Origin of the sequence: Lentzea waywayandensis (genome assembly GCF_900115955.1) — a bacterium.
In the GTDB taxonomy this organism is placed as follows: domain Bacteria; phylum Actinomycetota; class Actinomycetes; order Mycobacteriales; family Pseudonocardiaceae; genus Lentzea; species Lentzea waywayandensis.
This window is the reverse complement of the sequence record NZ_FOYL01000021.1, coordinates 111,900-137,540: the sequence shown is the minus strand read 5'-3', so window position 1 is coordinate 137,540 and position 25,641 is coordinate 111,900. Positions and strand designations below refer to the sequence as shown.

Here is a 25,641-nt window from a genome sequence, read left to right as displayed (position 1 = left end):
CCTCAACACCCACACCATCTCTTCGCTCTACGAGGCGTTCGAACCCGGCGAGGCCTTCGCCCTGGCCCAGCGCCTGGAGATCCACCACACCCCCAAACACGGCTCCTGGCTCAACATCGCCGAGATCGAACTGTCCGCACTGTCACGGCAATGCCTCGACCGCCGCATCAGCGACCTCGACACCCTCAACACCGAACTCGCCGCCTGGCAACACACCACCAACACCAACCAGCGCGGAGTCGACTGGCAGTTCACCACCGACGACGCCCGCACCCGACTCCGTCACCTCTACCCCAAAGGTTAGAAGCGACGGTCTACTAGCTACATCGGCAGGTCCGGGGGGAGTTGCAGCGCGATGGTGATCAGGGAGTGGACCCGGTTCGCGATCACCGACAGCAGGCCGTGCATCGCCGGCGACGCGGCGTCGGCGGCTTCCTGGAGCGTGCGCAGGTCCGTGTCGATCTGCCCGAGGACGGCCGCGGTGTCGGCCGGAGCGGCGGTGAACGCGCGGGCGATGTCCTCCAGGGGAAGACCGTGGACCTCCAGGCGTTGTACGAGGTGGATGCGGTCCACGTCGTCGGCGCGGTAGAGGCGGTAGTTGCTCGCGGTGCGCTGGGCGGGGCTGATCAGGCCGAGCGTCGTGTAGTAGTCGACGGTGCGGATGCTCACGCCGGCGCGGGCGGCGAGTTCGCCGATCTTCAGCAGTGCTTCGGTCACAGCGATCACCTCCCCGTCACCGGAAACCATACAGTGCCACGTGCTACTGTTGGAACATGCCTGATGAAGCCGGTGTAGACGGCTGTAGTACGTGGCCGGGTGCGTCTTGTTGATCGCATCCGGCTTGCTCGCCATCGTGGTCCTGACCGCGGCCACGGGGTATTTCGTGGCTCAGGAGTTCGCGTACATGGCGGTCGATCGCGGCCGCCTGCAGCAGCTGGCCGAGGGCGGCTCGAAGGCCGCCGAGCGTGCCTACCGCGTGACTCAGAAGCTCTCCTTCATGCTGTCCGGCGCCCAGTTCGGCATCACGGTGACGGCGCTGCTCGTCGGTTACGTGGCCGAGCCGCTGCTCGGCACCGGGCTCGGCGTGCCGGGCTCGATGGTGATCGCGCTGGCCTTCGCCACCTTCGTGCAGATGGTGCTCGGTGAGCTGCTGCCGAAGAACCTCGCGATCGCGCGGCCCGAACAGCTCGCGCTGGTGCTGAGCTCGTCGACCCTGGTGTACCTGAAGATCGCCGGCCCCGTGATCCGGCTGTTCGACGCGGCCGCGAACCGGTTGCTGCGCGCGATCGGCATCGAGCCCGTCGAGGAACTGCCGCAGGGCGCGACGCCGGAGGACTTCCGGCAGATCGTCGGGGAGGCGGGGGAGCAGGGCCACCTCGACCCCGAGCTGACCCGGTTGCTGGAGCACGGCATCGGCTTCCGCGAACTGGTCGCGGAGCAGGCCATGACGCCGCGCGTCAACGTCCACACCGTGCGGTGCGACGAGCCCGCCGGTCGCGTGGTCTCGTTGCTGGACACCGGGAACTCGCGTTTCCCCGTGATCGGTGACGACCTCGACGACCTGCGCGGTGTCGTCGGGCTGGCCGAAGTGCTGACCCTGGCGCCCGAGGAGCGTTCGACCGTCGCCATCGGGAAGATCGCCTCTCCCGCGCTGGTCGTCCCGGCGACGCTGCCGTTGCCCGCGGTGCTGGAAAGGCTGCGGACCGAACGCCGCCAGCTCGCCTGCGTGGTCGACGAGTTCGGCGGGTTCGCCGGCGTCATCTCCCTGGAGGACCTGGCAGAAGAGCTCGTCGGCGAGATCCACGACGAGGACGACCGGGTGGCCGACATGATCGAGAAGGTCGGCGACGACTGGCGCGTGCCCGGCCGCATGAGGCTGGACGAGGTCGAGGACGTCACCGGCGTGGAACTTCCGGCCGACGACTCGTACGACACGGTGTCCGGTCTGGTGCTGCACCAGCTGGGCCGCGTGGCCGAGGCCGGCGACGAGATCGAGATGAACGGAGTGCGCCTGGTGGTCACCACGGTGGCGCGCAACGTGCCCGACTCGGTGGTGTTGTCCCGATGAGCATCGTCATCTCCGTTGTGCTGCTGGCGTTGAACGGCTTCTTCGTGGCCGCCGAGTTCGCGTTGATCGCGGCCAAGCGCCACCGCCTGGAGCAGGCCGCCGAGACGTCCCGGGCGGCCCGCGCCGCAGTGGCGGGCGTTCGTGAGCTGTCGTTGATGCTCGCGGGCGCACAACTCGGCATCACACTGTGCACGCTGGGTCTGGGCGCGCTGGCCAAGCCGGCCGTCGCGGACCTGCTGGAACCGGCGCTGCGGCTGACGGGCCTGCCGGAGGCGTTCGCGTACGGCATCGCGTTCGCGATCAGCCTGGTGCTGGTGGTGTTCCTGCACATGGTCGTCGGCGAGATGGCGCCGAAGTCGTGGGCCATCGCGCACCCGGAGCGGTCCGCGCTGATCCTGGCGCTGCCGTTCCGCGCGTTCGCCCGCTCGGTCCGCTGGCTCCTCAGTGGACTGAACGCGGTGTCGAACGGCCTGCTGCGGCTGATGAAGGTCGAGCCGCAGAACGAGCTGGCGCAGGCGCACCGGCCGGACGACCTGCGGATGCTGCTGCGGCAGTCCGCCGAGCACGGCCTGATTCCCGAGGCCCAGCAACGGCTGCTGACCAGGATGCTGCAGGTCCAGCGCACGACCGTGAGCGAGGTGATGGTGCCGGTCGCGGAGACGTCGACGGTCACCGAGCACACCACCGCGCGGGAGATCGAGCAGCGCAGCCTCCAGTGTGGACGGTCGCGCTTCCCGGTCACCGGCCTGGACGGCCGGTACGTCGGACTCGTGCACATCCGCGAGGCCATGCGCGCCACGGCCCGCGGCGAGGACCCGACGGCTCGCGAGCTGATGGGCCCGGTGCTGACGCTGCCGGCGTCGATGCCGGTGGCCCAGGCCGTGACGGCGATGCGTGCCGAACGCTCGCAGCTCGCGCTCGTGGCTGACGACAGTGCGAGTTCGCGTCGGTCGTCCGGTCGCCCCTTCGGGTCAACCGCCGAAGGCGATTCGGGCCGAAGCGGTGGCCGGACGGCCGCCTTCGAGGCGAACTCGCCGCCGTCTCCGCAGGAGCGGCCAATTCACGGTATTGCCGCACTGGAAGACCTTCTCGAAGAGCTGATCGGCGACTTCGAGGACGAAACCGACACACGTCCGGTCAGCGCCCGCTGACCGGAGTTTCCCAGGGAGGAAACACAAATGTTCAAGCGGATGCTCAGCGCCTTCGGCGTCGGTGGCCCGTCGGTCGACACCGTGCTGGACTCGCCGCACGCCACGCCCGGCCAGGTCGTCACCGGGCAGGTGCGCATCCAGGGCGGCAGCGCGGACGCCGAGATCGGCCAGGTCGTGCTGTCGCTCGTCACCCGCGTCGAGGTCGAGCGCGGCGACCACGAGTACGGCGGCGTGTCCGAGTTCCTGCGGGTCGTCGTGCAGCAGGGCGTGCGGGTCGGGGCCGGCCAGCTGGTCGCGATCCCGTTCCAGCTGCCGATCCCGTGGGAGACCCCGATCACCGCGGTCGGCGGCGGGCAGCTGCCCGGCATGACCGTGGGCGTGCGGACCGAGCTCGTGATCGCGGGCGCACCCGACAAGGGCGACCTCGACCCCGTGCTGGTCCACCCGCTGCCGTCGCAGGACGCGGTGCTCAACGCGTTCGGGCAGCTCGGTTTCTCGTTCCGCAGCGCGGACGTCGAGGCGGGCCGCCTGCACGGGGTGCCGCAGGAGCTCGGTTTCTACCAGGAGATCGAGTTCTTCCCGCCCGCCCAGTTCGCCGGTGCCGTCCAGCAGGTCGAGCTGACGTTCGTGGCGAACCCGCACGAGCTGTTCGTGATCCTGGAGGCCGACAAGCGCGGCGGCATGTTCTCGTCGGGCGGTGACGCGTTCGGGCACTTCCGCGTGTCCCACCAGGAGTCCGAGGGCACCGACTGGGCGTCGGCGATCAACGGCTGGCTCGCCCAGGTCGCGCAGCGCGGCGGTGGCATGCACGGATACGACCAGCACGGACATCACGGCGGCCACCACGGTCGCGGCGGGATGGGCATGGGCACGGTCGTCGCGGCCGGTGCCGCCGGTCTCGTCGGCGGCATGGTCGTCGGCGAGATGATGGACGACGCGTTCGAGGACTTCGGCGACTTCGGCGGCGAGTAGGCGTTTTGCGCTCCGTCCACCGGGGTACCCGCGCCCTGCGTCAAGCAGTCGGCGTTGCCACCCCGGTGAGACGGAGAGCGGTGACGGTTTGAAGGCGCTTGATTACGCACTGAGAGTCACGCGGGAACTCGGCTTGAGCGGCGAGTCCTCGTGCATTGACCGGCAGAAGCCGCTGCGGATGTACATCGCGGTGGACGGGCGCTTGCCCGGCCGTCCCGATCACGACGTCGCCTTGTTGTGGACCGAACGTCACGGGTGGGCGATCGCAGCCGAGGACGGTGCCGATCTGACCGTGGTGGCGCACCTGGGTGGGGCGGTGGAACCCCCGCCACACGCGGTCGCCAGGTGGGTCCGCGGTCTGTTGACAGATCAATGGCCGGCCCACGAGATGGACCGGCCATTGGATCGGCGCGCGGGTTAGCCGACGGAGACCGGCTCCTGCTTCTTCTTCTCGTTAGGCAGCTCGTCGAGCGCGGTGCCCTCGACGTCGAGCTCCGGCAGCCAGCGCAGGAACTTCGGCAGCCACCAGGCGCGCTCACCGAGCAGGGCGAGCGCCGCGGGCACGAGCACCATGCGGACCACGAACGCGTCCACGAAGATGCCGACGGCCAGGGCGAAGGCGATCGACTTCACGGTCGCCTCGCCTGCCGGGACGAAGCCCGCGAACACCGAGAACATGATCAGCGCGGCGGCCACGACGACCGGGGCGGCCTGGCGGAAGCCCGTGGTGATGGCCTCCAACGGCTTGGCGCCGCGGTGGTGCGCCTCGTGCATCCGGGACACCAGGAAGATCTGGTAGTCCATGGCGAGGCCGAACAGGATGCCGATCACCAGGATCGGCGTGAGGCTGATCAGCGGGCCGGTGCTCTCGAGGTTGACGGCGCTGGAGAGCCAGCCCCACTGGAACACCGCGACCGTGGCGCCGAGCGACGCGCCGATGGTGAGCAGGAAGCCGAGCACACCGACCAGCGGCACCAGCAGCGAGCGGAACACCAGGATCAGCAGCACGAGCGCCAGGCCGACGACGACCGCGAGGTAGATCGGCAGGGCCTTGTCCAGGGACGTGGCCACGTCGACGCTCACCGCGGTGGCGCCGGTGACGTAGGCCTTGCCACCCTCCACATCGGACAGTTCGGCGCGCAGGTCGGCGACGAGCTTCTCGGTCTCGGTGCTGTCCGGGCCGGACTTCGGGATCACGGTGACCAGCGCGGCGTTGCCGTCCTGGCTCGGCTGCGCCGGCGTCACGAGGGCGACGTCGGAGAGCTTGGCGAGCGGCTCGGACGCCTTGGTGGCCGTCGCGGCGGCACCCTGGCCCTCGAACAGGACGATGATCGGGCCGTTGAAGCCCTCGCCGAAGCCCTTCGCGAGCATCTGGTCGGCGCGCTCCTGCGTGGAGCCGGCCGGCGGCTTCTGGATCAGCGTGGTGTCCATGGACGCCACCGGGATCGCGACGATGCCGAGCGCCACGACCGACAGGAGCAGCGCGACGACGCGGTTGCGGGTGATCGCACCGGCCCAGCCGCGGATGACACCGCGGTCCTTGGGCTCGACGGGGTTCTCGAGGGTGGCGGAGCGTTCCTTGCGGGTCAGTACGCGGCGGCCGAGCAGGCTCAGCACCGCGGGCACCAGCGTGATGGCGATCAGCACCGAGACGACGATCGTGGCGGCGGCCGAGACACCCATCTGCGTCAGGAACGGGATGCCCGCGATCGCGAGGCCCACCAGCGCGATCACCACGGTCAGACCGGCGGTGACGACGGCGGAACCGGCGGTGCCGACCGCGGTCGCGACGGCGTGCCCGACGTCGGAGCCCCGGCGCAGTTCCTGGCGGTAGCGGTTGATGATGAACAACGCGTAGTCGATGCCGACCGCGAGACCCAGCATCGAGGCGAGGATCGGCGTGGTGGACTGGAGGTCCATGAACCCGGTGGTGATCGTGATGCCGAGCGTGCCGATGCCGACGCCGATGCCGGCGCTGAGCAGGTTCATGCCCGCGGTGACGAGCGAGCCGTAGGTCAGCGCGAGCACGACCAGCGCCAGCACGACGCCGATGGCCTCGGTCGGACCGCCGACGTGCGGCGTCTCCTGCATCGCGGTGCCGGTGACCTCGACGGTCAGCCCCGCAGCGCGTGCCTTGTCGACGGCCTTGGTCAGCTCGGCGCGCTGCTCGTCGGTGACCTCACCGGGCTTCACGTCGTAGGTGACGGTGCTGTAGCCGACGTTGACGTCGCGGTTGACGCTCGGCGCCGCCGGGTCGAGCGGGTTCGTCGCCGACCGCACGCCCTTGAGCGCGGACTCGTCGGCCACCAGCTCGGTGATCGCCTTGACGTGCTGCGGCAGCTTCTGGCCGTCCGGAGCCTGCACGACGACCCTGGCCGACGCGGTCTCACCGGAGCCGAACTTCTCCTGGATGCGCTCCAGGGCGGTGGTCGACTCCTGGCCGGGGATGGACATCGAGTTGGACGTCTCACCGCCGAGCGTGAACGCGCCGACGCCGGAGCCGATCAGCACGAGCAGCCAGATCAGGACGACCGGAAGGCGGTGCTTGTGCGCACCGAGTCCCAGTTTGTAGAGCAGTTTCGCCATGATGGTCAGGCCTCCTGGTGCCCGAGTGCGTCGAAGCAGGTAGCGAGGATCAAGGGACGCCATGTCGTCTTCTCACCCTGTTGGTTGGCCAGAAGGGTGAGCACGGCCATGGAGCACAGCGCGCCGACGATCCGGATCGCGCGGGGCAGTTCTTTCTCGGGGTCGATGACGAACATCTCGTTGAGGAGCAGCTCGTCCTGCGCCTGCTGCGGGTCCTCGCCCGGCGCCGTCATCGTCCGGAACAGCAGCGAGACCAGCCCTGGCCGGTCCAGCGCGTGGTCGGTCAGCAGTTCCAGCGCCCGGCGGTCCCGCTCGGACCCGGCGGGCAGCGAGGAGACCTGGTCGAGGACGTGCCGGGTCAGCACACGGCTCTGTTCCCACGCCGCTTCGAAGAGAGCGTCCTTGCTCGGGAAGTGGTGCAGCAGGCCGGCTTTGGACAGGCCGACAGCGTCCGCGAGCGACTTCAACGAGGTCTGCTCGAAGCCGTGCCGCGCGAAGAGCGCGGCGGCGGCGTCGAGGATCTTCTCGTCGACTCCGGTCCTGGGCTGTCGTGGCATGCGATCGACTTTACGGCGTTTACCGACCGGTTCGGTAGGTTTACCGACCGAATTGGTCGGTGGCGTTCGTCACCACAATGGGTGAGTGATCGAGATGAAGGCCGTCGTCGAAGTGACCGGCGGTGACAGCGTGGTGTTGTCCGGGCGGATGAGCCGTGAGGAGTTCGACGCCGCGCTCGCCGCGATCGACGAATACAACCGCGACGAGGATGCGCCGGAGCCCTTTCCCGGGTTGCCGGAGCAGGAGTGCCTGATCATGTCGGGCGGAGTGCGCCTGCAGGACACCGGGTCGGGCGTGGTGATCGAGCCAGGTTGTTGTGCGGGCCTGGAGGAGTGGCGGCAGTGGCTGTGGCTGCTGGACGGTGAGAGGCCTTGGCTTGGCCACAGCCTCGATCCGGGGCTGGAGTTCCGTGCCGACGTGGCGCGGCTGTGGCCGGATGCCGAGGATGCGGACGGGCCGGCGTGCGAGATCCGGATCGCGGAAGTGCGGGCACACCTGGAGGGCGTGCGGCAGGACCTGCTCGGGTTCCTGGAACTGGTGCGGAGATGGGCGCCGCACGGGCTGGGAGAGCAACTCGCGGCCGCGTTCGACGAGCACTTCCACATCAGCGCACCGCTGTGACCGCCCGGTCGATCCCGAGCCACATCGCGCACCCCACCACGACGCACACGACCCACACGATCGCGGCCGGCACCTGCGGCTGCAGGAGCGGGAACACCGCGTAGTGCGTCAGGTAGATGGCGAGTGACGCGCTGGCCAGCAGGCTCATCGGGGTGAGCAGGCCGCGCGGCACCGGCACACGCGCCAGCGACAGCAGCAGGACCAGGCCGGAGATCACGACGATCTCGCGAGAGAGGTCCTCCATGCGGCCGGGGACCATCGCGACCGCGACCACGACGACGAGGCCCTTCTGCCACAGAGCGGGGGAGCGGTGGGCGAGCCAGCCGAGCGCCACGAACCACGCCGCGCCGAGCGTGGTCATGTTGCGGGCGAAGAAATCACCGTCGACGGTGAGCCTCAACGCGAGCGTCAGACCGAGCAACGCCAGCGCGAAGGCATAGCCGTGGCGCTGTTCCCAGCGCCGGATCGCCGGCACCGCGAAGACGAGGGCGCACAGCAGAAGCACGTGCACGAGGACTTCGACGAACCAGTACCCGGCCGCGCCGACACGGGTGAAGTTGTTGACGAGCGCCACGTTGTCGAGGGTGACGTCGTCGGTGACCGCCACCCGGTAGCCCAGCCAGAGCGACGTCGGAACCGCGATGGTCGCCGTGGCACGCAGGATCCGCAGCGGATCGGCGGGCATCAGGAACCGTGCGAGGTTCCAGCCCGCGACCACGAGCAGCAGGTGCGCGCCGCCGAGCAGCTTGAAGAAACCGACGTGCGAGCCGACGATCAGCAGGATCGCCAACGCCCGCAGCACGATCGTGGTGTCGACCATCGGGATGCGACGGTGTGTGGCACGAAGCTCTTCGAGCCGTGAGACCGGCATCGTCGGCCAGGAGGTCGGCAGATCGCCCAGCAGCCGTTGCAACTGCACGGTCAGCTGCACGTAGCGCAGCGAGTCGCCGCCCAGCGAGTTGAACGTCGCGTCGGAGGGCACCGAACGAACGCCCAGCACCGAGGAGAACACCTCTCGCACGGACGTCCATTCGCGCTCGGGCGGCGCCGCGACGGCCTGGTAGTCGACCTTTCCGTTGGACAGCAACGGCAACGACGTCACGGAGTACGCGCGGACAGCGGCCGCGGGCAGGCCGGTGAGGGCGCCGGCCAGCCTCGCCGCGCGATCAGCGGAGCCGAGCACGGCGAGGACCAGGCCGTCGTCGTCACCCGTGCAGGCGACGCGGAGGCCGTCGGCGGCGAGTGAGCGTTCGACCCGGTCCAGGTCGATCCGCAGGCCGAACGGCTTCACGAACCGGCTCTTGCGGCCGGTCACGGAGAACAAGCCGTCGGACTCGGTCCCCAGGTCACCCGTCCGCAGCTCGAACGTGGTGCGGCCCAGCGCGAGGTCCTCGGGCGAGCAGGCGTAGCCGAGCATCACGTTGGGGCCGCTGTAGACCAGCTCGCCGTCGTCGATCCGAAGTCTGCCGCCGGGGACCGGCACGCCGATCGCGGACGGGTGCGCGGCAGCGAGTTCCGCCGGCAGAAAGGCCATGCGCGCAGTGGCCTCGGTCTGGCCGTACATCACGAAGAAGCGCCAGCCTCGTTCGGCGCCCAGTGAGGCGTAGCGGACGACGTCATCCGGAGCCAGCCGCCCGCCCGCCTGCGTGACGTAGCGCAGGCTCGGCAGGTCCAGGTCCGCGAAGCCGATGCCGTCGAGCAGCCCGAACGTGTGCGGTACGCCGTGCAGACTGGTCACACCGTGCTCTCGCACAAGGTCCCAGAACTCCGGCTCGATCACCGATCGCCCGGTCAGCACAAGGCCGGCACCGCGCGCGAGGTTGCTGTTCACAACCGAAAGGCCATAGCAGTAGTGCAGCGGCAACGAGGTGATGGCGCGGTCGGAGGCACGGACGTCCAGGTACGTACCGATCGACGCGGCGTTCGCGGCGAGGTTGTCCGCGCTCAGCCGCACCAGCTTGGGCGACCCGGTCGTGCCGGACGTCGACAGCAGCAGTGCCAGCTCGGGGTGCAGCGAGTGCACCGTGCCCTCGTGTCTCTCCGTCCACGACCCCGAGATCACCACGTCCGGGTCGTACGCCGCGGTGAGCGCGGGAACCTGGTTCGCCGCGGCGAGAACGACCGGATGCCTGCCGCGCAACGCGGCCAGATACACCACGAGTGACTCGACGTCGTTCTCCGCGGCCAGCAGCACCAGCCGCCGGGTCGTGCCGAGCCGTTCGGCGGCGGCGGCCACCCGCTGGTCCAGGTCGCGATAGGTGAGCGAACCGGCCTGGGTCACCAGTGCGAGACGGTCACCGTGCACCGCGAGGTGGTCCGCGAACCCGAGGTCCGCCGTGGCCGTCATGGCATGTCCCCGAAGAACAGCGCCGTCCCGTTCACCGACACCGCAACGGTGTCTCCGGCACGGCCAGTAACCCCGCCCTGCACGCGCGACCGCACTCGCGTGCCATCCGCGAGGCGCAGCAGCACGGAGGCGTCATGGCCGTGGAACAGCACGTCCTCCACAATGGACGGAACACCGTCGGTCCCCAGGATCAGCTGCTCCGGGCGCAGCAACACCGTGCCGTGGCCCTCCCCGGACACCGGCAACGTCCCGAGCGGCGTCCGCACCAGACCGGAGCGGGCGATGCCGGAGAACGTCACCGCCTCGCCCACGAACAACGCCACTCCGAGATCGGCGGGCGAGGAGTAGATCGTCTGCGGCCGTGCCAGCTGCGCCACCGCGCCGTCGCGCAGCACCGCGACGAGGTCGGCCATCCCCAACGCCTCCTCCTGGTCGTGCGTCACGAGCAACGCCGTGGCACCGGCCGACCGCAGAGTCGCGCGCACATCAGCTCGAAGCTCTTCGCGCAGACCGGCATCCAGCGCCGAGAAGGGCTCGTCGAGCAGCACGACGCCAGGTCGCGGCGCGAGAGCACGCGCGAGCGCGACCCGTTGCGCCTGCCCTCCGGACAGTTCGCCGGGCATCCGGGCACCGAACCCGCTCAGCCCGACCAGATCGAGCAGTTCCTCGACCCGCGCACCGCGTTCACCCCGCCGGAGCCCGAACCCGACGTTTCCCGCGACGCTCAGATGCGGGAACAGCGCGCCTTCCTGCGGCACGATCCCGATGCCGCGCCGCTCGGGCGGCACGTCGGCGGTCAGCTGCCGCTCGCCCAGCCACACCTCGCCCGAGGAGGCCGGGTGGAAGCCGGCGAGCACGCGCAGCAACGTCGTCTTGCCGCACCCGGACGGCCCGAGCACGGCGAGCAGCCCACCCTCCTGCACCTCGAAGTCGACCTCGCGCAGCACGGGGTCGCCGCCGTAGCCCGCGACCAGGCGCTTCACCGTCAAACCGCTCACCGTTCACCTCCTCGAATCGTCTTGGAGCAGGAACCTGTCCAGCGCGACGGCGGGAATCGCCGCCACGACCAGCAACACCGCCGCGTACGGCGCCGCCGCGGCGTAGGCGGCGACCTCGGTGCGCGTCCACAGCTCCGTCGCCAGGGTGTCCACTCCGGTCGGTCGCAGCAGCAACGTCGCCGGCAACTCCTTGGCACAGGTCAGGAACACCAGCGCGGTACCGGCCAGTACCCCCGGCGCGGCCAGCGGCACGGTGACCCGCAACCCCGTCCGCCACCGCCCGTGCCCGAGGGAGCGCGACACGTCCTCCAGTACCGGCGGCGCGTGCGCGACACCCGTGCGCACAGCTCCCACGGCCAATGGCAGGAACAGCACCGCGTAGGCGAACGCGAGCATCGGCACCGTCTGGTACAGCGCCGGGGCGAACCGGATCCCGAAGAACACCAGCGCCAGCCCGACGGTGATGCCCGGTAGCGCGTGTCCCGCGAAGCCGGCCAGCTCGACCCCTCGTGCGAGCCGGCCCTGATGCCGCGCGGCCAGGATCCCCACCGGCAGCGCCAGCAGCAGGGTCAGCAGAGCGCCGAACGCCGACACGGCGACGGTGTTGCCGGTCGTCGCCAGCACGTCGGTGACGGAGAACGTCGACGTGCCCGCCGCGAGCCACCACGCCAGGCTGACCACCGGCACCCCGAGGGTCAGCAGGACCAGCGCGATCGTCCCCGCCAGCGCGGGCACGCGAGCCCGTCCCAGCGGCGCGGCCGACGGCTGCCGGCGACCGCGGTGCGCGACCAGGCCGCGCGCCCGTCGTTCGCCCACCGTCAACGCGATGGCGAGCACGACCAGGACCAGGCCGAGGATCGCCGCGGGCGTGCGGTCGAACGTCGCCCGGTAGCTCGTGTAGATGCCGAGCGTGAACGCCTCGTACCGCATCAGCGACACGGCACCGAAGTCGCTCAGCACGTACAGCGCCACCAGCAGCCCACCGGCGAGCGCCGCGGGCCGGATCTGCCGCACCGTCACGGCGAAGAACACCTGGCGTCGAGTCCGGCCGAGCGACCGCGCGACCTCCTCCACCGACGGATCGGCCGTGCGCAACGCGGCCGCGACCGGCAGCAGCACGTACGGGTAGGACACCAGGGTCAGGACCACGAACGCGCCCGCGAATCCCGTGAGGTCCGGTACCACGGAGATCCAGGTGAACCCGGCGACGTAGGACGGCACCGCGAGCGGCAGCACCAGCAGCACTCCGAAGGCCCGGCGTCCCGGCAGGTCCGACCGGGCGACGAGCCACGCGCTGAGCACGCCCAGGACGAGGCACGCCGCCGTCACCGACACCGCGAGCGTCAGGCTCCGCAGTGCCAGTTCCGCCGTCCGGGTTCTCGCCAGCACGTCCCACACGACGCTCCCGCCGCGTTCGAACGAACGCACGACCAGGTACACCAGCGGCAGCACGGCCATCGCGGCGACGAGGAGGGAGAGCGTGGTCAGTACAGGCGCGGCCCGGTGGCCGGGCCTCAGGACAACCCCGCTTCCTGCAGCAGCTTCACCGTCTCCTGCAGCGACGACAGCTTGGAGAGGTCGATGTCGGGCGACTGCAGGTCCGTGATCGGCGGCAGCTGGTGTTTGCTCGACTTCACCCCCGGATTGGCCGGGTACTCGGCGGTCTGGTCGGCGAAGTGCCGTTGCGCCTGTTCGGACAGCAAGAACCGCACGGCCTTCCGCGCGGCCTCGCTCTGGTTGGAGCCCTGGATGATCCCGACTCCAGCCACGTTGACCAGGGCGAGCGGGTCACCGCCTCCCACCCGGTGCAGCTTGGCCTTCATGTTGGCCTCGCCGCCCTTCTCCGCGGCCGACGCGTACCAGTAGTAGTGGTTGATCAGTCCGAAGGGGAGCTGGCCCTCGTCGACCGCCTTGAGGATGCTGATGTTGTTGTCGAACCGCTTCGGTTCGTTGGCCGCGAACTTCTTCAGCCAGTCCTTGGCGAAGTCCTCGCCCTTGAGCACCCGCACGGAGGTCACGAACGCCTGCCACGACCCGTTGGCCGGCGCGTAGCCGACCCTGCCCTTCCACTTCGGGTCGACGACCTCCTCGATCGTCCTGGGCAGTTCGCTCTCCTCGACCACGCGGGGGTCGTAGGCGATCACGCGAGCGCGGGCGCTCGTGGCCACCCAGCTCCTGTCCTTGGCCTGGTAGTTCTCCGGCACCATGCCGAGCACGTCGGCCGGCAGCTCGGCCAGGCGGCCCTGCGCGCCGATCGCTCCGAGGGCGCCGGCGTCCTGCGAGAAGAACACGTCCGCTTCGGTGCCCTGCCCTTCCTCCAGCAGCTGCGCGGCCATTTCGCCACTGCCGCCGTAACGGACCTCGACATCGATTCCGACGGCGTCCTCGAGCTGGTCCAGGAGGGCGCCGACCAATTGTTCGTTGCGGCCCGAGTAAATGATCAGGTCGTCTGCGGAACTGCAGGCGGTCAACGTCGACGCCAACAGTGCCGCCGCCAGTGTCACGATCCGTGCTCGACGCCTCACCGGCGGTCCTCCTCGGCCAATCCCCACGTCAAACAGGGCGCCGACAAGGTAAAGCTAACCTAAGGTGCCATTCAAGACGTAGATGCCATTACGTGATGCGACGACGGACACATCACCTGTTCGGCTCCATACTGTGAAGATGTTCGTCTTCGCCGCAGAATTGTGGCTCTGGGATGCCCGCCGCATGGACACGTGGACTTTCGTGACGCTGCCGGACGACGTTTCGGACCAGATCCGCGACATCGCCACGCCCGGTCCCGGCTTCGGCTCGGTGAAGGTCCGGGCCGGAGTCGGCGCCAGCACCTGGTCGACCTCGGTGTTCCCCGACAAGCAGTCCGGCTGTTACGTGCTGCCGATCAAGGCCGCCGTGCGCAAGAAGAACGACGTCGGGCCGGGCGATGTCATCGAGGTGACCGTCGAACTGGTCTAGGCGCTCCAGTCGATGTCGGCGTAGATCGCGGCGTGGTCGCTGGCCGCGTGTACCTCGTTCGTCATGGTTTCGTAGACGTCCCAACGGTTCTTGGTCCGCGGGCCGCGCCACACGCCCTTGCGGAAGACGCCGCCCCCGGTGGCCTTCGCGAACAGTTCCGGGGTGAGCAGGACGTAGTCGATCTTGCCTTTCTCGTTGACGCCGCGATAGGTGCCGAGCCGGTGGTCCCAGTCGAAGTTCTCGTGCTCGCTGATGTCGCGCAGACCCGTGCGCTGGAACAACGGTCGCAGCGCCTCGCTGTCCGCGGTGTCGTTGAGGTCGCCCACGACGGCGATGTACTCGTGGCCCTCGTCGCGCAGGCGGTTGACGATGCGGGCGATGCGGACGGCCTGGCGGAAGCGGCGGCGGGCGCCGATCGGGTCGCCGGGGGCGCCGTAGCCCTTGGACTTCAGATGGTTCACGAGCACGACGACCTCGGGACCGGTGGGCGTGCGGACGTGGTATTCGGCGCAGTCGCGGGAGAAGATCGTGCCCGAGCTGTCCCGTGCGTACACGTGCGTGCGGATGGTGATGACCTGATGTTCTTCTCGCGTCAGCAATCCGACGTTGATGCCGCGCTCGTCGTTGCCGTCGATGAGGTGGACCTCCTCGTACGGGGTCCAGCCGACGTGCTTGAGCATGCTGGCGGAGAACATGTGCAGCAGTTCGCGCGACTCGGCCTCGACCACGCCTAGGACGTCCGCGCCGACGTCGCGCATCACCTGGGCGGTGTGCCGCGTGGCGAGCTCGCTGATGGGTTCGGTGGTGAGCTCGACCCAGCCGACCCAGGACTCGCGTCCGCTTGCCACGACTGAGGTTTCGCCGGTGCGGTGGCGCGCGAGGAAACGGCCGCGGATGCGCCGCAGGATCGCGTACTTGCTCCGGTCGCTCCTGAGCAACTCCAGCGTCGTCAGGTGTTCCTTGAGCTCTTCCTTGACTTCCGGCGTGTAGGTCTCGGCGGCGATGAGTTCGTTGAAACGGGCGTGGGCGGCCAGAGTCGGGGCCGCGTGTTTGGTGGCGTTGCGGCCCATCACTTTGGGACGTTCGAACATGTTCTCCACGTTGAACGAACCGATTCGCGTGGTGCTCACGACTTCAGGGTCGCATGTGGAGGAACGTGTTCGCCCTGGTCCGCTCGGGTGATCTTTCACTGCGCCGATGGTGGAGGGCCCCGGTGGCTGGGCTGCCGGATGTGGTGGGGCCCTCCGCGAGAACGACCTTGCCCGTTTGGTCGAGGACGAACCTAGGATGAACCTTGAATCCACTGGCTGAGGGGTGATCTTGGAGTTCGGGCTGCTCGGCGCCGTCGAGGTGCGCGACCGGGGTGAGTCGGTCGAGATCGGCCACGTCCGGCAACGGTCTGTGCTGGTCGCGCTGCTGATGGAGGAGGGACGGCCGGTTCCGGTCGACCGGCTGCTCGACCGCGTCTGGGGTGAGCGGGCGCCGCTGCGAGCGCGCGAGACGCTCTACGGCTACGTGTCAAAGCTTCGTAAGCTGATCGAACTGGACATCGAACGCTCACCGGCCGGATATCGCCTCACGGTCGATCCAGCGCAGGTCGACCTGTTCCGCTTCCGGGCTCTCGTGCGCGATCGGGACTTCGACACGGCGCTCGGTCTGTGGCGCGGCCAGGCACTGGACGGGCTTGAGTCGCCGTGGTTCGACGCGCTGCGCGAGAGCCTGCACGCCGAACGCGTCGCCGCCGAACTGGACCGCAACGACGCGGCGCTCGCGGCCGGCCGGCACGCCGCGCTGCTGCCCTCGTTGCGGCAGCTGGCAGGCGAACGCCAGCTCGACGAACGCCTTGCCGCGCAACTGATGCTGGCGCTGCACCGGTCGGGCAACGACGCGGAGGCGTTGCGGCACTACGAGATCGTGCGCCACCGCCTGGCCGACGAGCTCGGCGTCGATCCGAGCAAACCGTTGCAGGACATGCATCAGCGGATTCTCAACGGCAGCGTGGAGGAACGCGCCGGCGGACCTCGTCAGCTGCCCGCGCCGCACCCGTGGTTCACCGGCCGCACCGACGAACTGGCCGCGCTGGGCTCGGCCGGCACCGTCGTGATCACCGCGATCGGCGGGACGGGCGGCATCGGCAAGACCGCGCTGGCACTGCACTGGGCGCACCGGCACCTCGCCGAGTTCCCGGACGGCCAGCTCTACGTGAACCTGCGCGGCTTCGACCCGTCCGCCGAGCCGACACCGCCGGAGACGGTGCTGCGCGAGTTCCTGGAGGCGCTGGGGGAGGAGACGATCCCGGCGGGCCTGGACGCACGGGCCGCGCGCTACCGCAGCGTCGTCGCGGGCAGGCGGATGCTGGTCCTGCTCGACAACGCCCGCTCCACCGAGCAGGTCGTGCCGCTGCTCCCGGGCTCGGACGCGACGGTGCTGGTCACGAGCCGCCTCAAGCTCGCCGGGCTGGTGGCCGCGCACGGGGCACGCTCTGTCTCGTTGGACGTGCTGCACCCGGCCGACGCCCGCGAGTTCCTCGTGGCCAGGCTGGGCGCCGAGCGCGTGGCGGCCGAACCCGAGGTGGTCGCGGACCTGGTGAGCTGGTGCGGAGGCCTGCCGCTGGCATTGTCGATCGTCGCCGCGCGGGCCGCGATGGAACCGGACTTCCCGCTGGCGGCGTTCGCCGGGGAACTGCGCGAGCAGCCGCTCGACGCACTGGACGCGGGCGAGATCGGCACGAACCTGCGGACGGTGTTCTCGTGGTCCGTGGCGGCGCTGTCGGAGGAGGCGGCACGCGCGTTCGGCCTGCTCGGCACCGTCGGCACGGCGGACGTGAGCCTCGCGGCGGCAGCGGCGTTGCTGGACCGCACGGTCGCGCGGACGAGGATGGTGTTGCGGGAGCTGGAGAACGCGCACCTGGTGCAGCAGCACGTGCCCGGCCGGTACCGGATGCACGACCTCGTCGGCCTGTACGCGGCGGACCTTCCCGCCGACGCCGGCACGCGCCTTGCCGACTTCTACGCCGCCACCGCCCGCGCCGCCGCGCTCGCTCAGGAGCCGCACAAACCGTTGCCGGAGCACGAAAGCAGCCACACGCTCGCGTTCGAGAGCAACGCCGCCGTGATGGCGTGGTTCGACGCCGAGCACGCCTGCCTGGTCACCGAGCAACGGCAAGCCCTGGAACGCGGCGCCTTCGACGTGGCCTGGATGATCGGCCGCACGCTGAACAACTACCACCTGCGGCGCGGGCGCACGTTCGACGACGTGGAGGCCTGGCTGGCGGCGCTGCGGGCCGCCGAGGCCATGGGGGACGAGACCAAGCAGGCGACCGCGCACATGTGCCTCGGCGCGAACTACGTCGAGCTGGGCCAGTCCTCGCTGGGACACGAGCACTTCGAGCGCAGCCTGGAGTTGTTCGCGCGCAACGACGACCCCATGGCGCACGGAGCCGCGCACCGATCGATCGCCTGGGCGGCCGAGTACGAGGGCGACCTGGAGAAGGCGCTGGAGCACTCGGTGCTCGGACTGGAGAAGTTCCGCACCGCCGGGTCGGAGGTCCGCGAGGCCGAGTCGCTGAACGAGGTCGGCTGGCGGTACGCGTGCCTGGGCCGCTACGCCGAAGCCCGGACGTTCTGCGAGGAGGCCATGCTGCTCAACACCAAACTCGGTCACGCGGAGGGCGTCGCCGCGACGCTGGACAGCCTCGCGCACATCGCCCACCACGACGGCCGCCACGCCGACGCCGTCACGCACTACGGCGAGGCGCTGGCGCTGTACCGGGAGATGGACAACTCCGCCGAACTGGCCACGGTGCTGGAGCACCTCGGCGACGTGCACGCGGCGGCCGGTCAGGACGTGCGGGCGCGCGAGCACTGGGACCGCGCTCTGGAGCTCTACCGGGAACAGGGCCGCGACGCGGACGCCGCGGCCCTGGAAGCTCGCATCTAGACCCGGCTCATCTGCCGGCCGCTCTCGATCAGCTCGTCGGTGAACGAGTCGAGCGCCTGCGCGAAGTCGCGCTGGTCCGGCTCGTGCCAGTCCTCCAGCTGGTCGAGCAGCCACTGCCGCCACGCTCGCACGAGCTGCGTGAACACGTCCACGCCCTGGTCGGTGAACCGGTAGCCGTCGTCACCGAACGCCAGGTGCCCGGACCGCACGAGTGCCTGCGCGGTCGGTTCGAAGATGCCGCCGGGCACCTTCGTCATCTCGGCGATCTCGGCGAGCGTGGCCACGCCGTCGTCCGTCGACGCCCGGTACACCCGGCCGAGCAGCCACGCCTGTTCCAGCGGCAGGTCGACGCCGGACCGCCGGAGCACGGCCAGGCCGGGGTCCTCGTCGGACTTCGAGACGACCGTCGAGACCAGTTTGCGCAGCTCGTCGTAGGAGTTCGACGGCGGCGCGGCGAAGCTCTCGCCCACGCCGCTGTTGCCGGCGGCTGAGGCTCGGGACGTGTCGCGCAGCTGGACCTGCGGCAGGAAGAACGCCACCGCCAGCGCGACCAGGCCGATCGGGGCGGCGATCAGGAACATCATCTGCACGGTCTCGGCGTACCCGGCGACGATCGGGGCCCTCACCGCGTCCGGCAGCGCGTGCACCGCGGCGGGGCCGGCGATGGCGCGCGGGTCGACGCCCTGCGGGATCACCAGGTGCTTGGGCAGTTGGTTGGCGTAGATCGTGCCGAAGATCGCGACGCCGAACGAGCTGCCCATCGTGCGCAGGAAGCTGATGCCGGACGTGGCGACGCCGAGGTCGGTGTAGTTCGTGGTGCTCTGCACGACGATCACCGGCACCTGCATCACCAGGCCGATGCCCGCGCCCAGCACCATCATGAACGCGCCCATCTCCCAGTAGCTCGTGTCCGCGTCCAGAAGGGACAGCAGGAACAGGCCGATGGTGAGCCCGACCGAGCCGATGAGCGGGAAGATCCGGTACTGGCCGGTGCGGCTGATCGTGTTGCCGGTGAGCAGGGCCGTCGACATGAGACCGACGATCAGCGGCAACATCCACAACCCGGACGCCGTGGCCGACTCGCCGCGCACGTACTGAAGGTAGATCGGCAGGTACGTGATGCCGCCGAGCATCGCGAACCCGACGACGAAGCTCAGGATGCCCGACACCGTGAACACCCGGCTGCGGAACAACCTCATCGGCAGCATCGGCTCGGCCGCGCGTTGTTCCACGAGCACGAACGCGATCAGCAGGACGATGGATCCCACGGCCATCCACAGGATCGTCGGCGACGTCCACGCGTACTCGGTGCCGCCCCAGCTCGTGACCAGCGTCAACCCGGTGGCGGCGAGGGCGATCAGCGCGATGCCGGCGTAGTCGATCTTCGGACGGCCCGCCGTCTTGATCGTGGGCAGCGCGGCGATCGCCACCAGCACGACCGCGATGCCGAGCGGGATGTTCACGTAGAACGCCCAGCGCCAGCTCAGGTGGTCGACGAACAGCCCGCCGAGCAACGGCCCCGCCACGGTCGCGATGCCGAAGACCGCGCCCGCGAAGCCCTGGAACTTGCCGCGTTCCTTGAGCGGCACGACGTCCGCGATGATCGCCGTCGAGGTGACCATCAACCCGCCGGCGCCCAGGCCCTGGACCGCGCGGAACGCGATGAGCGTGCCCATCGTCTCCGACCAGCCCGCGAAGAACGACCCGATCAGGAACAGCGCGACGCTGACGACGAACGTCTTCTTGCGCCCGTAGAGGTCGCCGAACTTGCCGATCAGCACTGTCATGATCGTCTCGGCGAGCAGGTACGACGTCACCACCCACGACAGGTGCGCGCCGCCACCCAGATCGGCCACCATCGTGGGCAGCGCGGTGGACACGATGGTCTGGTCGAGTGCGGCCAGCAGCATGGCGAGGAGGACGGCCGCGACGACCAGGTTCCGCCTGCGAGTGTCGATCATCTCGGGCACGCAGGGGATGATCGCGCAGGTTGGACGACCTCGCAGGGGAGGAACACGATGGGGGTCAAGGCCGCTTTGGTGGCGTTCGGCGACGTGCGGGCGGCGGTGCGCGGCGGCGGCGCGTCAGACCGTTCGGCGGCGGAGGCGGTGGTCCGGGCGTTGCGGCCCGGCTGCGCGATCGAGCCGGCCGGGGACAGCGAACTGGCGGACGACATCTACCCCGGCGACGGGTTCACGTACGTCGCGGTGCTCCCGGATGCCACGATCGTGTGCGATCAGGAACTGGCGACCGTGCCCGTGCCGGAGCACGTCCTGGAGTTCGCGGGAGATCGTCCGCTGAAGGTGTTCGCCCAGCACTCCGGTTCGGGATGGCTGGCGTTCGCCGAGTGGGCCGCGGACGGCACGCTGCTCCGGTCGCACCACGCCGAGTCGCACGACCAGTACGAGCTCGCCGGCTCGGTGGCGGTGGAGATGTTCGGCTTCACGGCGGAGAGCCCGCCGGACGACGTCGTGCTGCACGGCTTCCGCGTGACCCGTCCGGACCAGCCTGAACGCGATGCCGCCCTGAACGCCGCGGTGGCCGCGATGGTCCAACGCGGCCCTCAGCGGATGACGATCGGGCCGGACGGCTCGCTGGTCCCGATCACCGAGCCGTCCTAGGCTCGGGAGCGATCACCAGAAGGAGGCCGTCTTGATCTTCATCACCGCCAAGTTCCGCGTCCTGCCCGAGCACGCCGAGGCCTGGCCCGAGGTCAGCAGGAGCTTCACCGAGGCGACTCGCGCCGAGCCCGGCTGCCTGTGGTTCGACTGGTCGCGCAGCCTCGACGACCCGAACGAGTACGTGCTGGTCGAGGCGTTCCGGGACGGCGACGCGGGTGGCGCGCACGTGCAGTCGGAGCACTTCCGCAACGCCCAGAAGGAACTGCCGCCGTACCTCGCCGAGACGCCTCGCATCGTCAGCCAGTCGGTCGAGCAGGACGACTGGTCGCTGCTCGGGGAGATGGAGGTTGCGCCACGCGGGTGAGCCTTGCTCGGATCGTTTGGTGCAGAGGGTTCCTCCGCCCAGGATGGGCGCCATGGACGCCTTCCTGGAGTTGTCCGCCGAACTGACCGGGTTCTCGGCGGACGAGCTGAGGTCGACCGGACTGGTCGAGCAGTACCGCGCGCTGGCTGACGGCGCGCCGGAGAACGAGATCATCCAGCTCTGGTACACCGGCGTCTGGCGCGGGGTGATCCCGAGCGAGCGCGCCTACGCCGAAGGCCTGGCGTGGAAGGCGGTCGGGGTCGCCGCGCCGGGGACCCGAGCGCCCGGTTTCGGCAGCTGGGAGCAGAGACCCAGAAGCAGCGCCCGGTGAGGGCCGTGGTCGTCGGCGCGGGGTTCGCCGGCTCGCTCGTCGCCAAGGTGCTGGGGGACAACGGGTTCCGCGTGCTCGTGCTGGAGGCCGGAGCGGAACCGAACGACGACGCCGTGCACCGCTTCCGCAGAGCTCTCGTCAAGTCGCCGCTCGCGCCGTACCGGACGACCGCCGCCGCGCCGTCGAGCCGCTACGTGATCAACACCGGGCCGTACGCCTACTCGAGCCCGTACCTGCGGATGAACGGCGGCACCGGCACCGCATGGACCGGGATCACGCCCAGGATGCGCCCCGACGACTTCCGCACCGCCGACCTCGGCCGTGGCCGCAACTGGCCGGTGGGCTACGCCGACCTGGAACCCTTCTACCGCGCGGCGGAGTGGGAGATCGGGATCGCGGCCGACGCCGACGAGCAGCGGCAGCACCTTCCCGTCGCGGACGGCTACCGCTATCCCATGCACGCCTTGCCCCGCACGTACCTCGACCACGCCATCGCGTCCGTTGTGGACGGTGCGTGGATCGACGGGCGCGAACTGCTGGTCGTCGGCACCCCGCAGGCGCGCAACGGGATCCCGGTCCAGGGCTATCGACCGGACGGGCACCGGTGCACCGGCTACGCGAGCTGCGTGCCGATCTGCCCGGAGAACGCCAAGTACACCCCGCACCGGACGCAGAAGCAGTGGTCGGACAACGTCGAACTGCGCACGAGATGCGTCGTGAACCGGGTGCACGCGGACGAGTTCGGGCGCATCACCAAGGTCAGCTACCAGCGCTACGAGGACGACACGTCCGGCAGGCACTCACGGCACGAGGAAGAAGCGGACGTGGTGGTCCTCGCCGCGCACGCCATCGAGAACGCCAAGCTGCTGCTCATGTCCGGGCTTGCGAACAGCAGCGACCAGGTCGGCCGCAACCTGATGGACCACCCCGCGCTGCTGACGTGGGCGCTGATGCCGCACGCGGTCGGCCCGTTCCGCGGCCCCGGCTCGACGACGGGCATCGAGGCCTTCCGCAGTGGTCCCGAACGTCGGGTGAGAGCACCGTTCCGCATCGAGATCGGCAACTGGGGCTGGGGCTGGTCGGCCGGAAGTCCCGACTCCGACACGGCCGAGTTCGTCGCGGCAGGGCTCAGGGGCAAGGCGCTGCGAGAGGCGGTGGCGGACCGGGTCGGCCGGCAGTTCGCGTTGCAGATCGAGGTCGAGCAGGAGGCCGATCCGGCGAACCGCGTCACGCTGGCCGGCGACCTCGACGCGCTGGGCAACCCGCGACCGTCGATCCACTACGGACTCTCGGACTACGTCAAGGACGGCCTGCTGGCCGCGAAACGGGTCTCGGAACGGATCTTCGAGCTGCTCGGCGCCGACGACTACACCTCGTACAAGCCGGACGACGAACGGTACTTCGAGCACGACGGCGAACCGATGCGCTGGTGGGGTGCGGGGCACGGCGGCGGCACGCACGTCATGGGCACCTCACCGCGCGACTCCGTGGTCGACCAGTGGCAACGCTGCTGGGACCACCCGAACCTGTACGCGGTGGGGTGCGGCAGCATGCCGTCGCTCGGCACGTCCAACCCGTCGCTGACGATGGCCGCGCTGGCCCTGCGCACCGCCGGTCATCTCGTGTCACGTCGCGTCGAGCTGGGCCAGGCGGCGCACCTCGCGCACGACCGGTGACCGGGTGAAAGCCGAGGACACGGCGCTCAGCCAGGCGGTCTCCGCCTCCACGCTGGGCGCCTCACCGGCGTGCCCCGAAGGCTGCTGCGGCCAGCTGCGGCCCGCGTCGCGCATCACCATCGCGGCGGCGAGTTCGGCGGCGGCACGCGTCGGGCCGTCGACGGGGGAGCGCAGCCAGTCCTGGACCTGCGGCGGAACGTGCGTGCGCAACGCCAGCAGCCCGTCGCGGATCTCGATCAGCCGCCGGTAGAGCGTGAACTCCAGGTCGTGCCGTGCGGGCAGCTCGATCTGCGGTTGCGCGGCGACCAGGGCCTTCCACAACGGCGTCACCGCACGGACTCCGCGCCACGTCCGCACGGTCCGGGCGGCGCCGTCCCACGCGGTGAGCAGCGCGCCGACCACCCACAGCGTCATCGCGACCAGTCCGATGTCGCGCGACACCGGAAGGAACTCCTGGACACCGAGCCCGGTGACCGCGAACGTGAACGACGGCAGCCCGGAGAACAGGCCCCACGCGATCGTCGCCGCCGCGGCCACCACGATCACGTGCAGCCCGGCCCGGAACGTGCCGGCGGGGCGCGTCGAAGCGTTGCGTGCCAACGACACCGTGAAGACGGCGAGACATCCGATCGGATAGCCCGTCAGCGCGAGCTGGTAGAGCAGGACGCTCGGCCGCCACTGGAACACCTGCAGCTCCTGCACGCCGTAGAGCGGCGCGAAGTCCAGGCAGGCCAACGCCATCACCGCCCAGCACAGCACGAGCGGCCACCACGGCGTGCGAGGCTCGGGGGAGCGGGTGCTGCGGGCGAGCTTCATCAACGCGTGCACGGCGAGCATCTGGAGCATGTTCGTGACGAGCCGGCACGCCATCTCGTACTCGATCCCGATCAACGCGACCGTCGGTTCGGCCGAGATGGTGAGGCTCAGCGCCATGCTCAGGAAGAACGTGACCAGGTGGCGTGGCCTGCGCCGGGCGGTGGCGAGCCGGGTGAGGCCGATCGCCGCCAGCAGCGCCGCGGTGAGGTAGCTGATCACGACCCGAACGCCGATCGGAGCGGGTCAGCGCCGCCCGCGAGCCGCCGCACGATCAGCGACGCCACCAGTTCGGCCTCCTGCTCGTGCTCCCACAGGTAGGTCGTGCGGCCGAGCACCCGCCGGACCAGCTCGACCGGCAGGTTCGGCGTGAGCATCGCGGCGACCTTGTCCGAGAGCTCCTGGCCCTCCGCGTGCCCGCACAGCAGGTGACCCAGCTCGTGCAACAGGATGTGCTGCTGGTGCAACGGCGAAGTGTCCCGCGTGTAGAACACGTAGTCCGCCCGGTCCGTCGCCGCCAGCACCCCGCACGGCGCCCCAGGCCTGGTCTGCAACGGGATCAGCTCGATCGGCCGCCCCCGCTGCTCGGCGATCCCGCCGAACAGCGCGTGCACGTCGAACGGATCAGGTAGGTCCACAGTGGACGCGATCCGTTCGCACCGCCGCCACAGCGCGCTTCTCCGGCCCAGCACTAGTCCCCCTTGCCGCGCAGCGCCTCTCGACGTCCGATGGCCTCCACGATGTCGGCGACCGTGCCGAGCCCCTCCTCCGACAGCGTCACCGCCCGCAGCGCCAGGTCCCGCACCGCGCTGTTGCGCAGCGCCCCCAGCAACTCCAGTTCCTCGGCGATGATCCTCCCTTGTTCATCGTCGAAGAAGTAGGCCGGCGGCACCTGGAAGAACCCGGCCAGCGCCTCCAGATGACGCTTCGTGGGGTTGTCCCGGCGCCCGGTCCGCAGCTGCCACAGGTACGCCGCCGAGAACGACTCCCCGGTGGTCTCCCGGCAGGCCCGCGCCACCTCCTCGTGGCTGTGCTGCTCCCCGTTCGGCCTGCGCACCACCTGGAACAGGCGGTCGATGCGGTCGGCGAGGGTGGTCGCCTTTGCCTCGGTCATCATCGCCTTCCATGTGCTCGGATGAACGGTCTTGGGACTCTCATTCATCTTGGATTGACACGGTCCGCCCGTGAACTTACGGTCGTTCACGTTAGCTGAGATGAATGACCGAGGGGAGCCGGTCACTCGTCGCCGAACCAGAGGGGGAGCTGGACATGACGAAGGTGGTCCCAGGATCCGGACTCGCCGCAGGTGCGCTCACCGTCGCGGCCAACCCGCCGGCGGCTGCTGAGGTGAACGAGTCGCAGGCGTTCACGGGCTGGTCCTACGAACACACGCCCGAGGAGGCCGTGCGCGAGGCCCTGGACATGGCGCGGCGGCGGGCGATGATCGCCGGGTTCGACAGCGACGAGTGCGTGCTGCTGTTCGTGAACGCGACCCGGCTGGGGCCAGGCTGTTACGCGGGGGACGCGGGTCTGCGCTGCGCGCGCTGAACCACCAGGATCGCGGCGGCGACCGCGAGGACGACGACTCATCTCGAGACAGCCCAGCGCGGGCCACGGCGCACGCGTGACGACGGCCAGAAC

General features: G+C 70.0%; 25 protein-coding genes. 13 read left to right on the top strand and 12 right to left on the bottom strand.

Features of this window, described 5'->3' with window-relative positions; genetic code table 11:
- A partial coding sequence (locus tag BM417_RS44670) for a transposase (protein ID WP_177320969.1) occupies positions 1-304 on the top strand: 304 nt, incomplete at its 5' end.
- A gap of 17 nt (positions 305-321) precedes the next feature.
- On the opposite strand, the gene BM417_RS44665 is transcribed toward BM417_RS44670, so the two are convergent.
- The gene (locus tag BM417_RS44665; protein WP_093606201.1) at positions 322-717 is read right to left on the bottom strand and encodes a MerR family transcriptional regulator; all 396 of its coding nucleotides are present in this window, start codon (positions 715-717) and stop codon (positions 322-324) included.
- A 109-nt stretch (positions 718-826) separates the two neighbouring features.
- Between BM417_RS44665 and BM417_RS44660 the strand changes: the two genes are divergently transcribed.
- The 4 genes from BM417_RS44660 to BM417_RS49675 all read left to right on the top strand — a co-directional run bounded on the left by BM417_RS44660 (position 827) and on the right by BM417_RS49675 (position 4,612).
- The gene (locus tag BM417_RS44660; RefSeq protein ID WP_245822821.1) at positions 827-2,068 is read left to right on the top strand and encodes a hemolysin family protein; all 1,242 of its coding nucleotides are present in this window, start codon (positions 827-829) and stop codon (positions 2,066-2,068) included.
- A complete protein-coding gene (locus tag BM417_RS44655; protein ID WP_093606182.1) occupies positions 2,065-3,219 on the top strand; it encodes a hemolysin family protein in 1,155 nt (384 codons plus the stop codon). The genes BM417_RS44660 and BM417_RS44655 overlap by 4 nt, the downstream gene beginning before the upstream one ends.
- Before the next feature lie 27 nt (positions 3,220-3,246).
- On the top strand, positions 3,247-4,191 hold the full coding sequence (locus tag BM417_RS44650; protein WP_093606181.1) for a sporulation protein: 945 nt from the start codon (positions 3,247-3,249) through the stop codon (positions 4,189-4,191).
- An 88-nt stretch (positions 4,192-4,279) separates the two neighbouring features.
- Entirely contained in the window at positions 4,280-4,612 is a 333-nt protein-coding gene (locus tag BM417_RS49675) for a DUF6292 family protein (RefSeq protein ID WP_093606180.1), read from the top strand.
- On the opposite strand, the gene BM417_RS44640 is transcribed toward BM417_RS49675, so the two are convergent.
- Together BM417_RS44640 and BM417_RS44635 are read right to left on the bottom strand one after the other, a co-directional pair.
- The gene (locus tag BM417_RS44640) at positions 4,609-6,777 is read right to left on the bottom strand and encodes an MMPL family transporter (RefSeq protein WP_093606179.1); all 2,169 of its coding nucleotides are present in this window, start codon (positions 6,775-6,777) and stop codon (positions 4,609-4,611) included. The genes BM417_RS49675 and BM417_RS44640 overlap by 4 nt on opposite strands.
- Before the next feature lie 5 nt (positions 6,778-6,782).
- Positions 6,783-7,334, bottom strand: coding sequence for a TetR/AcrR family transcriptional regulator (locus tag BM417_RS44635; RefSeq protein WP_093606178.1), 552 nt, complete (start codon positions 7,332-7,334; stop codon positions 6,783-6,785).
- A gap of 85 nt (positions 7,335-7,419) precedes the next feature.
- On the opposite strand from BM417_RS44635, the gene BM417_RS44630 reads away from it, so the two are divergent.
- Entirely contained in the window at positions 7,420-7,956 is a 537-nt protein-coding gene (locus BM417_RS44630) for a hypothetical protein (RefSeq protein ID WP_093606177.1), read from the top strand.
- Here the strand turns inward: BM417_RS44630 and BM417_RS44625 are convergent.
- Genes BM417_RS44625 through BM417_RS44610 form a run of 4 tightly spaced genes read right to left on the bottom strand, consistent with a single transcriptional unit; the run spans position 7,940 to position 13,826 of the window.
- Complete coding sequence (locus tag BM417_RS44625; protein WP_093606176.1) at positions 7,940-10,303, bottom strand: non-ribosomal peptide synthetase; 2,364 nt, start codon at positions 10,301-10,303, stop codon at positions 7,940-7,942. The two genes, BM417_RS44630 and BM417_RS44625, sit on opposite strands and share 17 nt — an antisense overlap.
- Positions 10,300-11,301, bottom strand: coding sequence for an ABC transporter ATP-binding protein (locus tag BM417_RS44620; protein WP_093606175.1), 1,002 nt, complete (start codon positions 11,299-11,301; stop codon positions 10,300-10,302). Before BM417_RS44620 ends, BM417_RS44625 begins: the two co-directional genes overlap by 4 nt.
- Positions 11,302-11,304: 3 nt before the next feature.
- Complete coding sequence (locus tag BM417_RS44615) at positions 11,305-12,759, bottom strand: ABC transporter permease (protein WP_093606174.1); 1,455 nt, start codon at positions 12,757-12,759, stop codon at positions 11,305-11,307.
- A 56-nt stretch (positions 12,760-12,815) separates the two neighbouring features.
- Positions 12,816-13,826: an iron ABC transporter substrate-binding protein gene (locus BM417_RS44610; RefSeq protein WP_093606173.1), complete on the bottom strand. Its 1,011-nt coding sequence runs from the start codon at positions 13,824-13,826 to the stop codon at positions 12,816-12,818.
- 139 nt (positions 13,827-13,965) lie between these two features.
- Here BM417_RS44610 and BM417_RS44605 point away from each other — a divergent pair, with 139 nt between their 5' ends.
- The gene (locus BM417_RS44605; RefSeq protein WP_093606199.1) at positions 13,966-14,256 is read left to right on the top strand and encodes a DUF1905 domain-containing protein; all 291 of its coding nucleotides are present in this window, start codon (positions 13,966-13,968) and stop codon (positions 14,254-14,256) included.
- Here the strand turns inward: BM417_RS44605 and BM417_RS44600 are convergent.
- Positions 14,253-15,386 (bottom strand): endonuclease/exonuclease/phosphatase family protein, encoded by a 1,134-nt coding sequence (locus BM417_RS44600; protein ID WP_218164767.1) that lies wholly within the window; start codon positions 15,384-15,386, stop codon positions 14,253-14,255. The genes BM417_RS44605 and BM417_RS44600 overlap by 4 nt on opposite strands.
- Positions 15,387-15,576: 190 nt before the next feature.
- Here BM417_RS44600 and BM417_RS44595 point away from each other — a divergent pair, with 190 nt between their 5' ends.
- Positions 15,577-18,195 (top strand): AfsR/SARP family transcriptional regulator, encoded by a 2,619-nt coding sequence (locus BM417_RS44595; RefSeq protein WP_218164766.1) that lies wholly within the window; start codon positions 15,577-15,579, stop codon positions 18,193-18,195.
- On the opposite strand, the gene BM417_RS44590 is transcribed toward BM417_RS44595, so the two are convergent.
- Entirely contained in the window at positions 18,192-20,156 is a 1,965-nt protein-coding gene (locus BM417_RS44590; protein WP_093606197.1) for an MDR family MFS transporter, read from the bottom strand. The two genes, BM417_RS44595 and BM417_RS44590, sit on opposite strands and share 4 nt — an antisense overlap.
- Before the next feature lie 57 nt (positions 20,157-20,213).
- Between BM417_RS44590 and BM417_RS44585 the strand changes: the two genes are divergently transcribed.
- The 4 genes from BM417_RS44585 to BM417_RS44570 are packed head-to-tail and all read left to right on the top strand — an operon-like array spanning position 20,214 to position 23,187.
- The gene (locus BM417_RS44585) at positions 20,214-20,816 is read left to right on the top strand and encodes a DUF6928 family protein (RefSeq protein WP_093606171.1); all 603 of its coding nucleotides are present in this window, start codon (positions 20,214-20,216) and stop codon (positions 20,814-20,816) included.
- Positions 20,817-20,847: 31 nt separating this feature from the next.
- Positions 20,848-21,180, top strand: coding sequence for a putative quinol monooxygenase (locus tag BM417_RS44580; RefSeq protein WP_093606170.1), 333 nt, complete (start codon positions 20,848-20,850; stop codon positions 21,178-21,180).
- A gap of 52 nt (positions 21,181-21,232) precedes the next feature.
- Positions 21,233-21,511 carry a hypothetical protein gene (locus tag BM417_RS44575; protein ID WP_177320968.1) on the top strand — a complete coding sequence of 93 codons (279 nt, stop codon included), beginning with the start codon at positions 21,233-21,235 and terminating at the stop codon, positions 21,509-21,511.
- Positions 21,508-23,187 (top strand): GMC family oxidoreductase, encoded by a 1,680-nt coding sequence (locus BM417_RS44570; RefSeq protein ID WP_093606168.1) that lies wholly within the window; start codon positions 21,508-21,510, stop codon positions 23,185-23,187. Before BM417_RS44575 ends, BM417_RS44570 begins: the two co-directional genes overlap by 4 nt.
- Here the strand turns inward: BM417_RS44570 and BM417_RS44565 are convergent.
- Genes BM417_RS44565 through BM417_RS44555 form a run of 3 tightly spaced genes read right to left on the bottom strand, consistent with a single transcriptional unit; the run spans position 23,137 to position 25,114 of the window.
- Positions 23,137-24,222: an MAB_1171c family putative transporter gene (locus tag BM417_RS44565; RefSeq protein ID WP_093606167.1), complete on the bottom strand. Its 1,086-nt coding sequence runs from the start codon at positions 24,220-24,222 to the stop codon at positions 23,137-23,139. The two genes, BM417_RS44570 and BM417_RS44565, sit on opposite strands and share 51 nt — an antisense overlap.
- Positions 24,219-24,692 (bottom strand): hypothetical protein, encoded by a 474-nt coding sequence (locus BM417_RS44560; RefSeq protein ID WP_093606166.1) that lies wholly within the window; start codon positions 24,690-24,692, stop codon positions 24,219-24,221. Before BM417_RS44560 ends, BM417_RS44565 begins: the two co-directional genes overlap by 4 nt.
- A complete protein-coding gene (locus BM417_RS44555) occupies positions 24,692-25,114 on the bottom strand; it encodes a transcriptional regulator (protein WP_093606196.1) in 423 nt (140 codons plus the stop codon). Before BM417_RS44555 ends, BM417_RS44560 begins: the two co-directional genes overlap by 1 nt.
- A 155-nt stretch (positions 25,115-25,269) precedes the next feature.
- Between BM417_RS44555 and BM417_RS44550 the strand changes: the two genes are divergently transcribed.
- Complete coding sequence (locus tag BM417_RS44550; protein ID WP_143139093.1) at positions 25,270-25,548, top strand: hypothetical protein; 279 nt, start codon at positions 25,270-25,272, stop codon at positions 25,546-25,548.
- The last annotated feature ends 93 nt before the right edge of the window (positions 25,549-25,641 follow it).